This is a genomic window from Novosphingobium sp. Gsoil 351 (assembly GCF_009707465.1).
GTDB lineage: Bacteria > Pseudomonadota > Alphaproteobacteria > Sphingomonadales > Sphingomonadaceae > Novosphingobium.
Genome location: NZ_CP046120.1, coordinates 3387626 through 3400262 on the forward strand (window position 1 = coordinate 3387626; position 12637 = coordinate 3400262).

The following is a 12637-nucleotide window of genomic DNA, read 5'->3' on the forward strand; positions in this document are numbered from 1 at the left end:
CATTCCAGCTTGAGCAGCTTCATCGACATCGTCTGCAACATCTACACGCCCGAGGCCGTCGAAAACGGCTGGACCGGGCTCGACGACGATTTCAAACGCCAGGTCCGGATGCCACCGGAAATGTTCGGCGGGGTCTCGACCGATGAATACTTGCGCAAGATGGACCGCGCGGGGATCGAACGCTCGCTGTTGATCGCGGTGCGCGCGGGCGATTTGAACGTCAAGGGCTCGTGGGAAATCCCCTACAAAGTCATCGCCCGCATGTGCCGCGAGCATCCCGATCGCTTCTCGGGCCTGGCCGGGATCGACCAGACTCGCGGCATGCAGGGGCTCCGCGACCTGACCCAGGCGGTCGAGGAATACGGCTTCGTCGGCGCGCACTGGTATCCGCACTGGTTCGGGAGCCCTCCGGACTGCGCCCAGATCTACCCCTACTACGCCAAGTGCTGCGAACTCGATATTCCGATCATGCTGCAGGTCGGCCAGAACCTGGTCTATTCCAAGGAACGGCGGTTGCCCTCGGTCGCCCGACCTATCCTGCTCGACCAGGTGGCGATCGATTTTCCTGAGCTTGCGATCATCGGCATCCACATCGGGGTGCCGTGGACAGACGAGATGATCGCGATGTGCTGGAAGCACGCGAACGTCTACACCGCGGGCGACGCCTACGCTCCCAAGCACTGGCCGCCGCAATACGTCCGCTATGCCGACAGCTATGGCAGCCACAAGGTGCTGTTCGGAACAGACTGGCCCGTGATCGATCCCGAGCGCGCGGTGGCTGAAATCGCCGCGCTGGGGCTGCGGCCCGCCAGCCACGCGAAGATGATGCGCGAGAATGCGCTCAAGGTCTTCACCAAGCTGCCGCGATGACTGGCAGTGCGGCCTGGCAGTCGCTCACGTTCCGCGCGCGCTGCGCGCGGCGGCGGGGCGCGAGCCGGGCAAAGTCGCGATGGTGCAGGGCAAGAAAACCCGCGCCTTCGGCGCGCTGGCGGAGCGGGTCGAGGCGCTGCGCAACGCGGCGATCACCGCGCTCGGGGTGCGCAAGGGCGACAATGTCGGGATCATCGCGCGAAACTGTTTCGAGTTCATCGAGGTCGTCGCCGCGTTGCCCGACGCGGGCGCGGCGGTGGCCATGGTCAACCCGCGCGGTGCTCCGCCTGAAATGGCCGCGACGCTCGAAGACTGCGGCGCGACGCTGGTGTTCGCCGATGCCCAATCGGCCGCATTCGCGCGCACGACCGGGCGGCAAGTGATTGTCTTCGGCGAGGAATACGAGGTGCTGCTCGCCAACGCCGCGGCGCCACCCAACCTCCCGCAAATCGATGAGTGGGACGCGTGGACCATCCCCTATACGTCGGGCACCACGGGCAAGCCCAAGGGCGTGGTTCTGTCGCATCGCTCGCGGATGCTGGTTGCGATGATCTGCGCGTCGGAGTTCGGCGGCTTCGGTCCCGACGACCGCTTTTTGGCGATGAGCCCGATGAACCACGGCGGTGGGCTGGGGTTCCCGGTCTCGATCCTTTCGCTGGGCGGATCGATCGAGATCCTCGACAAGTTTGATCCCGAAGCTACGCTCGAGCGGCTCAAGTTCGGCGGGATCACCGGGCTGTTCATGGTGCCCACGCACTTCCAGATGATCTTCGCCTTGCCGCCTGCAACGCTGGCCAGATACGCGCGGCCGGAAACGCTCAAGTCGATCCTCGCCAACGCCGCGCCGCTGCCGCAGGCGCTCAAGCCGCGCATCCTCGAATACTTCGGCGAGACCGTTCTGAACGAGCTCTACGCCGCGACCGAGACCGGGCTGGTCTGCAACCTGCGGCCCAGGGACCAGTTGCGCAAAGCGAGCTGCGTTGGGACGCCGTTCGCTCACGTTGAAGTCGAAGTCCGCCGCGAGGACGGCTCGATCTGCCATGCGGACGAAGTCGGCGAACTGTGGTCGCGCGGCCCGGTGATGTTCAACGGCTATTGGAACCGGCCTGAAGAAACCGCCCGGGCGATTAACGATGGCTGGGTCTCGGTCGGCGACATGGCCCGGCGCGATGCCGAGGGATTTCTCTACATCGTCGACCGGCTCAAGGATCTGGTCATCTCGGGCGGGGTCAACATCTATCCGCGCGAGATCGAGGAAGTGCTGTTCACTCACCCGGCGATCGCCGACGTGGCGGTGGTCGGCGTGCCCGATGAGACTTGGGGCGAGCGCTTGAAGATCTTCGCGGTGCTGCGCGAGCCACTGACGGCCGAGGACGTCGGCGTGTTCTGCACCGGCAAGATCGCGCCCTACAAAATCCCGAAAGAGTTGGAGGAGATGTCCGAATTGCCCCGCAACGCCAATGGGAAGGTCCTCAAGACCGCACTCAGGGCGAGAGCGGCATGACCGGGCCGCTCGACCGGATCGGCATGACCACACCGATCTTCGGTTTCTCGCACTGCCGCGATGTAGTCGCCGCGGTGAGCAGGGCAGGCGGGGTCGGGGTTTACGGTGCCGGCCTCCATTCTGACGAGCAGATCGCGATCGATCTCAAGTGGATCGAGGAGCAGGTCGGCGATCTTCCCTATGGCATCGATCTGCTGATGCCGAGCAAGTACGTCGGGAGCGACATCGGAGGGCTTTCCGGCGCCCAGGCCAAGGCGGCGATCCCCGCCGAGGTTACGGCCTTCCTCGACGACATGATGGTCCGCTACGACGTTCCCGAAACTACGGACGAGCCCGACGACGAGTTCACCGCGCTCGGTGGACAGCGTTACAGCGCGGCGCAGGCGCAGGGCATCCTCGAGCTTGCGTTCGCTTCGAAGGCGAGGCTGTTGGTCAGCGCTCTCGGCACCCCACCATCCGAGGTCATCGAGCAGGCGCACGCGCGCGGTATGGTCGTCGCCGCGCTGGCAGGCGCGGTCAAGCATGCACTGCGCCATGTCGCGGCGGGCGTGGATATCGTGATCGCCCAATCCTATGAGGCGGGCGGTCACACGGGTGAAATCGGGGGCATGGTTCTGACCCCGCTGATCGTTGACGCGGTTGCGCCCGTGCCGGTGCTCGCCGCGGGCGGGATCGCTGACGGACGCCAGATGGCCGCCGCCCTGGCGCTGGGAGCCAAGGGCGTGTGGTGCGGCTCGGTGTGGCTGACCACCGCGGAATCCGACCTGCTGCCAGTCGTCAAGCGTCGCCTGGTCGGCGCGGCGGCGGAGGATACCAAGCGCACCAGGGCGATGACCGGCAAGCCCTCGCGCCTGCTGCGCACCGCCTGGGTCGAAGAATGGGAGCGCCCCGATACCCCCGACCCGCTGCCCAACCCGCTCCACGCAGTCGCGATCGGGCCTTACGTCGCGCGGATCGAGAAGGCGGCGGCTGCGCCCAACGCGACATCGGAGCACGGCCCTGGCGCGCTGGCGCCGACGGCGGCCGGGCAAGTCGTCGGTTTGATCCGCGAAGAGACCAGCTGCCGCCTGGTGATGATGGAAATGATGACCGACTGCGTCGATGCCGTCGGCGCGGTGCAGGAGATGCTCGAAGCATAGGTTGCAGGATCGAGGGAGCGAAGCGATGGCCGGGACACGACTGGAAGCGAGCCGCAAGGGTCCGCTGCTCTATGGGACATTCGCGCAGGAGCGTGGCGTCCATTCGTTCAGCCTGGACTTGCTCGATGACATCGACCGGTTTCTCGACCTGATCGACGACGAACGGGACATTCGTGCCGCGATCGTCACCGCGCGCGGCAAGGTGTTCAATCTCGGTACCGACAAGACCCAGATCGAGAGCGGTTTGCGCGACTTCGTCCAGTTCCGCCGCTACCTCGACCGTTTCAACGACACGATGGACCGGCTCGAACGCGCGCCGGTGCCGACGATCGCGGCGGTCAACGGTCTCACTCGCGCCGGCGGGATTGAAATCGTCCTCGCCTGCGATGTGACGGTGATCGCCAAGAGCGCGCGGATCGGGGACGTTCATTCGGCGCAGTTCGCGATCCCCGCAGGCGGATCGACCCAGCGCCTACCGCGCCGCATCGGCCTGCCGCGGGCCAAGGACCTGATCTGGAGCGGGCGCTTCCTGGACGCGGCAGAGGCGGTCGAGTGGGGCCTATGCCACGCGCTCGCCGACGACGATGCGCTGCTCCAAACCGCCGAAGCCTTGGCCGCGACCTATATCGACAAGCCCCGCCAGTGCCTGTTCGAATCGAAATCGCTGATCAACCGCAGCGTGACGATGGCTCCGGCCGACGGCATCGAGCTGGAGAAGCAGCAGTTCCTCCACTACGTCCAGAACTACCCCTACGTGCGCGATGCGTTCGAGGCTTTCCAGGCTTCCCGAAAGCCAGCGGAGGCAAGGGCGTGATCGCCGCGGCGACGGCGGTTCCCCTCGAAGGCGAGGTTTCCCCAGGCCAGGTCAATTCGCGCTACGGCGTCTACGTCGTCTCCGTCCTGATCCTCGCCTACACTTTTTCGTACGTCGACCGCACGATCCTGACACTGATGGTCGATCCGATCCGCGCCACTCTCCAGATCAGCGACGTCCAGCTCAGCCTGCTCCACGGCCTCGCCTTTGCGGTATTCTACACGCTGATGGGGGTGCCGATCGGGCAGTTGGTGGATCGCCGCAAGCGGACGGCGATCATCGCCGGCGGGGTCGCGGTGTGGAGCGTGATGACCGCGCTGTGCGGCCTGTCCCGCAGCTTCACCCAGATGTTCCTGGCCCGGATCGGGGTGGGGGTGGGCGAGGCGGCGCTGTCGCCAGGCGCCTATTCGCTGCTTGCCGACTGGTTCGAGGGCAAGTCGCTGGTCCGCGCGCTGAGCTGCTATCAGTGCGCGATCTATGTCGGCGGCGGTCTGGCGACGATGATCGGCGGGACGATGATCGCGCTGGTCCCCCCGGTGACCACCACGCTGACCGGCGCGCTCGAGCCGTGGCAGGTGGTGTTCGTGATCGTCGGGTTGCCGGGGCTGCTCGTTGCGCTGCTGGTGCTCAGCCTGCGCGAACCCGCGCGGCGTGGGGTGATCGCCGGGCAAGCGCATCCCGGCTTCGGCGAAGTGCTGGCCTACATGCGTCAAAATTGGCGGGCCTATGCCGGGCTGATCCTGGGGCTGTGCTTCGCCAGCCTGATGTGGAACGGGGTGGCGGCGTGGATTCCAACGCATTTCATCCGCATCTATGGATGGACCCCGGCCGAGGTCGGTTTGCGCTATGGCTTCGTCCTGCTGGTGTTCGGCACCGCGGGCATCCTTTCCGGAGGGTGGATCGCCGGACGGCTGCGCGAGCGCGGGATGCGCGATGCGAACGTCGTCATCTGCCTGATTTCCGCGGTGACGGCATTGCCGTTGGGCGTGGCGGCTCCTTTGATGCCGGGCGCATGGCCCTCACTGGCGATGTTCGCGCTCTACCTTTTCGCTGGCGCCATGCCCTATGGCGGAGCAGCGGCGGCCTTTCAGGAGATAACCCCCAACCGCATGCGCGGGCAGGTTTCGGCGATCTACCTTTTCTGGCTCAACCTCGCCGGGATCGGGCTTGGCCCCACGTTCGTCGCCTGGATGGCACAGACGTGGTTTGGCGGCGACTTGGGCATCAGCCGTGGGATCGCCGCCAACGTCGCCATCGCCGCGCCGCTCAGCGCGGTGCTGTTCGTATTGACCCGCAGACCGTACCGCCTGGCGATGGTGGCCTAGCTGTGGAGCCTCAACAGGTTGTTCACCGGCTGACCCAGTCGGCTGATGGGCGGGTTGGATTGTAGACTACCGTGAGGTCGATGCCAGTTGTAGTTGTGGAGCCAGGGTTCAAGCGCCTGTTTTCGGTGTTCCGAGGTAGGATAGGCTCTGGCGTAGGCCCATTCGCGCAAGCTGGTTTGGATGAAGCGTTCGGCCTTGCCATTGGTCTTGGGGGTGTAGGGTCTGGTTCGGATGTGCTTGAGGCCAAGTGCCTTGCAGGCATCGCGGAATGCGTAACTTCGGTAGCACCCACCGTTGTCGGTCATGACGCGGGTGACGGTGACTCCGAGGCTGCGATAGTATTCGATTGCCGCGTAGAGGAAGGCGACGGCGCTTTGCTTCTTCTCGTCGCGGTGGATCTGGCTGAAGGCGATGCGTGAGGCATCGTCGATACAGACGTGGACGAACTCCCAACCGGCACCATATCTCTCGCCAGCGCGATAGCCACGGGTGTTGCTCTGTCGGGTCCGGTCGCCGGTGATACGGTGTCCGATGCTCTCGAAGCGGCCGAGCTTCTTGATATCGATGTGGATCAGCTCACCGGGATGGGCCCGCTCATAGCGGTGTACCGGTACTGGCGGATCGAGGTCGCGCATGCGGCTGAGACGGACTTTGCGTAACACCCGGCTGACGGTAGCAGGCGAGACCGCAAGCATTCTGGCAATCTGCTTGCCGGTGATGCGCAGCCGGCGCTGCGCGATGATCTCGTCGATGATATTGGCCGGCGTGGCGCCGGGAAACCGGCGCGGACGCGAGCTGCGATCGGCTAGACCGGCCTCGCCTTCAGCCCTGTAGCGCGCCAGCCACTTGGCGACGGTTCGCTCCGAGACCCCCAGGGCGGTTGCAACCGCCCTGGGGGTCTCGCGCAGCACCATTATGCGCCGCACGATCTCGGCTCGACTGAAAGGCGTGGTTCGGGCATTCTTGTGGATGTTCATCCGGTCATTCCTTCAGTGCTGACGTGTTGCAACATCAGTCTGACCGGATCACACCGGATGAACAACCTCCTGAAAGCTCACACCTAGAGCCTGATGCCGTCAGGCTCTAGAACTTCGCCCCCACCTCGACCCCGACCAGGCGCCGCGCGCCGGGCGAGATGAACGATCCGCCGAACTCGATCGCCGGAATCGCCTCGGCGACGTACCTGCGGTCGAGCATGTTGTTGGCAAACGCGGTGATCGTGAACTGGCCGAAATCCAGTCCCGCGCGAAGATCCAGCACTCCGAACGCGCCGCGCCGGGCGACGTCGAAGCGGCCGTTGCCCACGAACCCCGGCAGCGCCAGCGCCGAGATCGGCAGCAACCCGCTGAACAGGGTCGGCCGTTCCTGGTCCTGGACCGTGTGGAACCATGTCGGGCCGGTGATCCGGTAATCGGCGCGCACGATCAGGTCGATGCTGTCGGTCAGCGGGGCGTTCATCTCGCTGCCCAGGTTGATCGTGTAATCGGCGGTGTAGGGCGACTTGTTGCCCACGGTATAGGGCCGCGAGCGGTTCTTCTTGATCTCGCTGTCGGTCACGTTGACCGCGCCGAACACCTTCCAGCCATCGACGATCTTCGCGCTCATGTTGAGCTCGGCGCCTTTGACCTCCACCTTGTCGATGTTCGAGACCACGCGCAGCAAGCCAAAGCTGCCGACGAAGAATTCGAAGAACTGCATGTCGTGGATGCGGGTGTAATAGCCGGCCAGATCGAAGGTCACCCGGTTATCGAGCAGCGATCCCTTGACCCCCACTTCGAAGGCGCTGGAGCGTTCCTTGCGGTACTGGTCGTTGATCGTGACACCGGCGCCGATGAACTGGTTGAAGTTCTGGTCGATGATCGTCGAGGCGCCCTGGTTGTTGAACCCGCCCGATTTGAAGCCGATCCCCCAGTTGCCATAGATGTTGAGGTCGGGGGTCGGTTCCCAGCTCAGCGTCACTTTGGGCTGGAGCTGCTTGAAGGTCGCGCTCTTGGGCGTGATCGGCCCAAACGCCTGGCCGGGATTGATCGGCCCGCCGGTGAAAGGGTCGGTCGCGGTCGGCACCAGGCTGCGGGTCTTGCGATCCTCGACATCGTAGCGCAGCGCCAGGCCCGCGGTGAACTGCTCGCTGGGTTTGTACTCGGTCGAGGCGAACGCGGCGTAGACCTGGGTCTTGAACTTGTCGGCGAGCAGCAGCGAGGTGGGATTGGCGCTGCTGGGCGGATTGTAGAGCTGCTTGATCGTACCCGCCCCGGTGTCCGCGCCCAGGCTGACCCCGACCTTGCGATCGATGTTGAGATAGTATGCGCCAAGCTGCCACGAGACCGGGCCGTCCCCATCCGAGACCAGCCGCACTTCCGCGCTGAAATCGCGCTGCTTGCGTTCCTGATACTGGGTGCCGTCGCAGGTCGTCGGGCTGTAGGGGCCGAAGGTCGATCCGGTGGCAGGCGCGAAGATGAACGGCACCGGGATCGCGCCGATGAAGCCCGGCTGGTTGACCGGGAACCCGGTCAACGCCGCGGTCGAGGCGAAGCACTTGCTTACGGAACTGGCCACCGCCGGGTTCGCCGCGCTGACATAGCGTGCGAAATCGGCCGAGGTGCCGTCGGCCACGAGGTTCTGGTCGACATCTGAATACAGCGCCCAGGCGATCAGCTTCATCGCATCGAAGCTGTGCTCGAGCTTGATCGAGGCGTCGTAGCTGTCCTGATCGTTGGTGGGGCGGATGTTTGAATAATAGCGGAACCGATGGTCATCGACGTCCTCGTAGAACTTGGGATTGACCGCGGCGAAGTTGGGCAGGTGGAACGCGGCGTTGAAGTTGATCGAGGCGCCGCGGAAGCGGGCATAGCGTGCCTTGGCGTCGATCTGGGTGTCCGGTCCCGCCTGGAACACCAGTCGTCCGTCGAAAGCGAGATCTTCGGCATCGTCGACGGTCTTCTTGCCGGTCAGCAGGTTGCGATAATGGCCGTCAGTGGTGCGATAATAGCCGGACAGGACGAAACCGGCGCCGCTGCCGAGCGGCCCGGCGATGTGGGCGGAGGCCTCGACCGTGTTCTCCTCGGCGTAGGAAACCTTGGCCGCGCCTTCGAACGCGTCGCCGGGCTTGAGCGTGGTCAGGACCAGCGCGCCCGCGGCGGCGTTGCGACCATACAGCGCGCCTTGCGGGCCCTTGAGGATTTCAACCTGGCGCAGCGTGCCCTGAACCTGGTTCAGTTGCGCGGTGTTGGTCTTGAGGATGCCGTCGACCACGAGCGCGACTGAGCTTTCCGCGTCGCGCGCCCCGTTGATCCCGCGGATGTTGACCTGGGTATCACCCGCCTCGGCGGTGCCAGTCACGATCGTGACCCCGGGGGTGAGCTGGGCGAAATCGGCGGCGTTGGTCGCGCCAGTGCGTTCGAGCGTGGTCGCGGTCAGCACAGCGACCGAGGCCGGCACGTCCTGGAGGCGTTCCTCCTGACGCCGCGCGGTGACAATGATCGCGTTATCGTCCTCGGCCGCGGTGGTTTCCGCGCTCTGGGCAAACGCGGGCTGGGCCGCTGCAAGCATGGCGAACAGTGAGACAGCAGATGCCAAACGGATGGTGTTCATCGTCGAAACCCCTCTTTCGTGATGGACGGATCAGCAGGTTTTCCCGCTTGATCCGCTAAAAATCCTCCAAATTCAAACCAGCGGATTCTGCCCGCTCATATAGACGTAGACTTCCTGGAACTTGCCGTCTCGCACGCGCCAGAAGTTGGTGTTGTTGAGCCGGGTGACGGAGCCGTCGTGGCCGGTCAGCACGGCTTCGAAGCTGGCCGCGATGCGCCCGTTCTTGTCATCGACGGTGCAGGTGAAGTCCTTGTGGACGATGGTCTGGTAGCCGGCGAAGAAGTCTTCGAACATGCGGCGGATCTCGGCCTTGCCGCTGTGGCGGGTAAACGCGGTCTGGACGCAGAACAGCGCCTCGTCGTGGAAGCAGGCGAGGGCGGCCTCCATGTCCTTGGCGTCGACGCTGGCGAAGTACTTGCGCGTCGCCAGGTCGATCAGCTCGGCGCGCGAGAGGCCCGGTTCGTACTGCATCAGGCGTCTCCCGGCTGGAGCAGGTTGTCGCCGCTCATGTAGACGTAGACGCGGTGGAACAGGCGGTCCTTCAGGTAGAACCGGTTGCAGTTCTCATAGCGCAGCTCGTCGCCGCCATGCGGGGTGATCAGCACGGTGAACTGCGAGCACACGGTGTTGCTGTCGGGGTCCGCGGTGTGGACGAAGTTGCCGTGCCAGATGTCGGAAAAGTCGGCGAACAGCTTCTCGAACATCCTGGCGATGCCTTCGTCGCGCCCGGTGTGGACGGTGCCCGAGGTGACCTCGGTCAGCACCGCGTCCTCGCTGAAGCAGTTCAGCACCTGGGCCAGGTTCTTGTTGTCGACCCCGTCGAAGTACCGCTTGGTGACGATGTCGATATAGAACGGATAGGCCAGCGCCTTCTGCCCGGCCCCACCTTCGCTCCACTGGCTCATGCCCAGCCCTTCCGGATGTCCGCGTCCTTGCCCACCTCGGGCGAGGGAAACGCCTTCTTCGAATGCGAAAGGCCAAGCCCGATCAGCAGCTCGAGCTGCTTGTAGGCGACCTGTCCGGGGTTCAGCACCGGGACCGGCAGGTTCGCGGCGAGGTATTGCGCCGACTGGTGCATCGTCGTCGAGCCCAGCACGATCACGTCGGCGCCGTCCTGGGCGATCGCCTTCTCGGCCTCGGCCTTGAGCTTGGCGAAGATCACCTCCTCCTTGCCCGCGAGCAGTTCGGTGACGTCGGGCCGGGTGTCGATCGAGCGCAGCGAGGCGCAGCGGCTCCACCAGCCGTACTCGGTCAGGGTCTTCTCGTAGAGCGGGAACCACTGCGGCCACATCGTCAGCACGGTGAACTTCTTGCCCAGCATCATCGCGGTGGCGAACGCGGCCTCGCCAGGCCCCACCACCGGGATGCTCAGGCGCGAGCGCAGCGCGCGCAACCCCGAATCGCTCACCGTGTCGATCAGGACCCCGGCATAGCCCTCGTCCTCGGCATCAATCCCGGCCTGGAACACGGTCCAGTCCATCAGCAGCATATCGTGATAGCTGTCGCCCAGCGCGGCGCCCCACCGAACCGCGGCAAACTCAGGCCGAAACCCGCCAGCGACGAAATCGTCCGGAAGCTGCAGCGCCCGATTGGCAACACCCGCCGAATCCATCGGAATCGGAACAACCACCTTGATGCGTTTGACGCCCGTACGGTGAGTGCCGACAGGTTCGCCCAAAACACATCTCCGCGTGTCGGACAAATTGTCCGGTTGTGTTGCGCCCTGTGTATTGTATACAAAGGAGCGCCGTCAACCCTCGATAGGCCTTATCATGTCGAAAGCTTCCGAACGCGCCTATTGCCAGATCCGGGCGATGATCCTGTCGGGCGCGCTGCCCGCCGGGGCGCAACTTGGCGAAGAGGCTTTGGCAGAACGCTGCGGGGTCTCGCGCACCCCGATCCGCGACGCGCTGCGCCGGCTCGAGAGCGAGCTGCTGGTCAAGCGGAGCGGCACCCAGCGGACTTTCGTCGCGGACTGGTCGCTCGACGACGTAGCGGATGCTTTCGAACTGCGCGCCATGCTGGAAGGTCACGCCGCGCGCCGCGCTGCTGAGCGCATGAGCGAAGCGCTTGCTCACGCGTCTGCGCGAAGCAAACCGCAAGCTCGGCGCGGCAGTGCGGGCCACGACACCCGACGTCGAGCAATTTCTCGAGGGCAACCGCGAGTTCCACGCGATCGTCCTCCAGGCGGCCGCGTCGCCGCGGCTGGCGGCGCTGCTCGGCACATTGATCGAGCAGCCGGTGATTCCAGCGTACCGCGCACCACTATGGCCGAGAGGCGCTGTTGCGCTCATTTGGCGAGCACGACGAATTGCTCGCCGCGTTCGCCCGCCGCGATGGCGCCTGGGCCGAGGCGGTGATGGCCGCGCACATCCGCCGCGCCTATCATGCCTATGCCGACGCCCACACCGGGCTGACCGCGATCGACCGGCAGGTGTCCCATGGCTGAACCAAACAGCTCGTATGATTTGTGTACAAATTCCGTCGAGATGGTCGAAGTCGGCCCGCGTGACGGTCTCCAGAACGAGGCGCTGGCCGTTTCGACCGCGGACAAGCTAGAGCTGATCCGCCGCTCGCTGGCGGCGGGCGTTCGGCGGATTGAGGCGGCCAGCTTCGTCAATCCACGCGCGGTCCCGCAGATGGCGGACGCGGAGGCGGTTTGCGCCGGGCTGCCCGAGCGCGGCGACGTGACCTACATTGGCCTCGTCCTCAACCGCCGCGGTGCCGAGCGCGCCATCGCCACGGGCCGGATCGACCAGCTCGGTGCGGTCGCAGTCGCCACCGATGGCTTCGCGATGGCCAACCAGGGTCAGACCAGCGACGGTTCGGTCGAAGTATCGCAGGAAATCGTCGCGCTCGCCCGCGCGGCGGGTCTGACCGGGCAGGCAACGATCTCCGCCGCGTTCGGTTGCCCGTTCGAGGGCGAGGTCGGCGAAGATCGCGTGCTGGCGATGGCGCTTGCCCTAGCCAAGGCGGACCCGCTCGAGATCGCACTTGCCGACACCATCGGCGTCGGCGATCCGGGCCGGGTCCAGCGCCTGGTCACCAGTGTGCGCGAGGCGATCGCGCCGATCCCGGTGCGGGTCCACTTCCATAACACGCGTGGCACCGGCCTGGCCAACGTCTGGGCGGCGGTGCAGGCCGGAGCGAGGGTCGTCGATGCATCGTTGGGCGGGCTGGGCGGCTGCCCCTTCGCCCCTGGCGCCGCGGGCAACGTCGCGACCGAGGACGTCGTCTACATGCTCGAGCGCGCGGGGATCGCCACAGGTCTCGATCTGGCCGCGCTGGTCGAGACCAACCGCTGGTTCGCCGGGGTTATGGGCAAAGAACTTCCCGCGATGGTTGCCAAGGCGCGCGCGTTTCCGCCCGCCTCCGCGAAGTAAGACGAGGTCGA

At 65.4% G+C, this 12637-nt stretch carries 12 protein-coding genes and 2 pseudogenes; 9 read left to right on the top strand and 5 right to left on the bottom strand.

The genetic code is table 11. From position 1 onward, the window contains the following. Positions 1-9 precede the first annotated feature (9 nt). From GKE62_RS16335 to GKE62_RS16355, 5 genes are read left to right on the top strand one after another with little or no spacing between them, the layout of a single operon-like run. On the top strand, positions 10-870 hold the full coding sequence (locus tag GKE62_RS16335; protein WP_154693161.1) for an amidohydrolase family protein: 861 nt from the start codon (positions 10-12) through the stop codon (positions 868-870). Further along, positions 836-2374 carry a class I adenylate-forming enzyme family protein gene (locus GKE62_RS16340; RefSeq protein ID WP_154693162.1) on the top strand — a complete coding sequence of 513 codons (1539 nt, stop codon included), beginning with the start codon at positions 836-838 and terminating at the stop codon, positions 2372-2374. The genes GKE62_RS16335 and GKE62_RS16340 overlap by 35 nt, the downstream gene beginning before the upstream one ends. After that, on the top strand, positions 2371-3513 hold the full coding sequence (locus tag GKE62_RS16345; protein WP_154693163.1) for a nitronate monooxygenase family protein: 1143 nt from the start codon (positions 2371-2373) through the stop codon (positions 3511-3513). Before GKE62_RS16340 ends, GKE62_RS16345 begins: the two co-directional genes overlap by 4 nt. 25 nt (positions 3514-3538) lie before the next feature. Continuing rightward, positions 3539-4327, top strand: a complete 789-nt coding sequence (locus GKE62_RS16350; protein ID WP_195908488.1) for an enoyl-CoA hydratase/isomerase family protein — start codon at positions 3539-3541, stop codon at positions 4325-4327. Beyond that, positions 4324-5652 carry an MFS transporter gene (locus GKE62_RS16355; protein ID WP_154693165.1) on the top strand — a complete coding sequence of 443 codons (1329 nt, stop codon included), beginning with the start codon at positions 4324-4326 and terminating at the stop codon, positions 5650-5652. The genes GKE62_RS16350 and GKE62_RS16355 overlap by 4 nt, the downstream gene beginning before the upstream one ends. Here GKE62_RS16355 and GKE62_RS16360 read toward each other — a convergent pair. The 5 genes from GKE62_RS16360 to GKE62_RS16380 all read right to left on the bottom strand — a co-directional run bounded on the left by GKE62_RS16360 (position 5649) and on the right by GKE62_RS16380 (position 10855). Next, complete coding sequence (locus GKE62_RS16360; RefSeq protein WP_154691098.1) at positions 5649-6629, bottom strand: IS481 family transposase; 981 nt, start codon at positions 6627-6629, stop codon at positions 5649-5651. The two genes, GKE62_RS16355 and GKE62_RS16360, sit on opposite strands and share 4 nt — an antisense overlap. Positions 6630-6735: 106 nt before the next feature. Further along, positions 6736-9243 carry a TonB-dependent receptor gene (locus GKE62_RS16365; RefSeq protein WP_154693166.1) on the bottom strand — a complete coding sequence of 836 codons (2508 nt, stop codon included), beginning with the start codon at positions 9241-9243 and terminating at the stop codon, positions 6736-6738. 72 nt (positions 9244-9315) lie between these two features. Further along, positions 9316-9714 carry a nuclear transport factor 2 family protein gene (locus tag GKE62_RS16370; RefSeq protein ID WP_154691271.1) on the bottom strand — a complete coding sequence of 133 codons (399 nt, stop codon included), beginning with the start codon at positions 9712-9714 and terminating at the stop codon, positions 9316-9318. Beyond that, complete coding sequence (locus tag GKE62_RS16375; RefSeq protein ID WP_154693167.1) at positions 9714-10148, bottom strand: nuclear transport factor 2 family protein; 435 nt, start codon at positions 10146-10148, stop codon at positions 9714-9716. Before GKE62_RS16375 ends, GKE62_RS16370 begins: the two co-directional genes overlap by 1 nt. Continuing rightward, on the bottom strand, positions 10145-10855 hold the full coding sequence (locus GKE62_RS16380) for an aspartate/glutamate racemase family protein (RefSeq protein ID WP_154693562.1): 711 nt from the start codon (positions 10853-10855) through the stop codon (positions 10145-10147). The genes GKE62_RS16375 and GKE62_RS16380 overlap by 4 nt, the downstream gene beginning before the upstream one ends. 202 nt (positions 10856-11057) lie before the next feature. Between GKE62_RS16380 and GKE62_RS19865 the strand changes: the two are divergent. The 4 genes and pseudogenes from GKE62_RS19865 to GKE62_RS16390 all read left to right on the top strand — a co-directional run. Next, a pseudogene (locus tag GKE62_RS19865) lies at positions 11058-11153 on the top strand (GntR family transcriptional regulator); the annotation flags it as partial. A gap of 205 nt (positions 11154-11358) precedes the next feature. Next, positions 11359-11427: pseudogene (locus GKE62_RS19870) on the top strand (hypothetical protein); the annotation flags it as partial. A 100-nt stretch (positions 11428-11527) separates the two neighbouring features. Continuing rightward, a complete protein-coding gene (locus GKE62_RS19875; RefSeq protein WP_370516013.1) occupies positions 11528-11692 on the top strand; it encodes an FCD domain-containing protein in 165 nt (54 codons plus the stop codon). After that, a complete protein-coding gene (locus tag GKE62_RS16390) occupies positions 11685-12626 on the top strand; it encodes a hydroxymethylglutaryl-CoA lyase (RefSeq protein ID WP_154693168.1) in 942 nt (313 codons plus the stop codon). The genes GKE62_RS19875 and GKE62_RS16390 overlap by 8 nt, the downstream gene beginning before the upstream one ends. Positions 12627-12637: the final 11 nt, after the last annotated feature.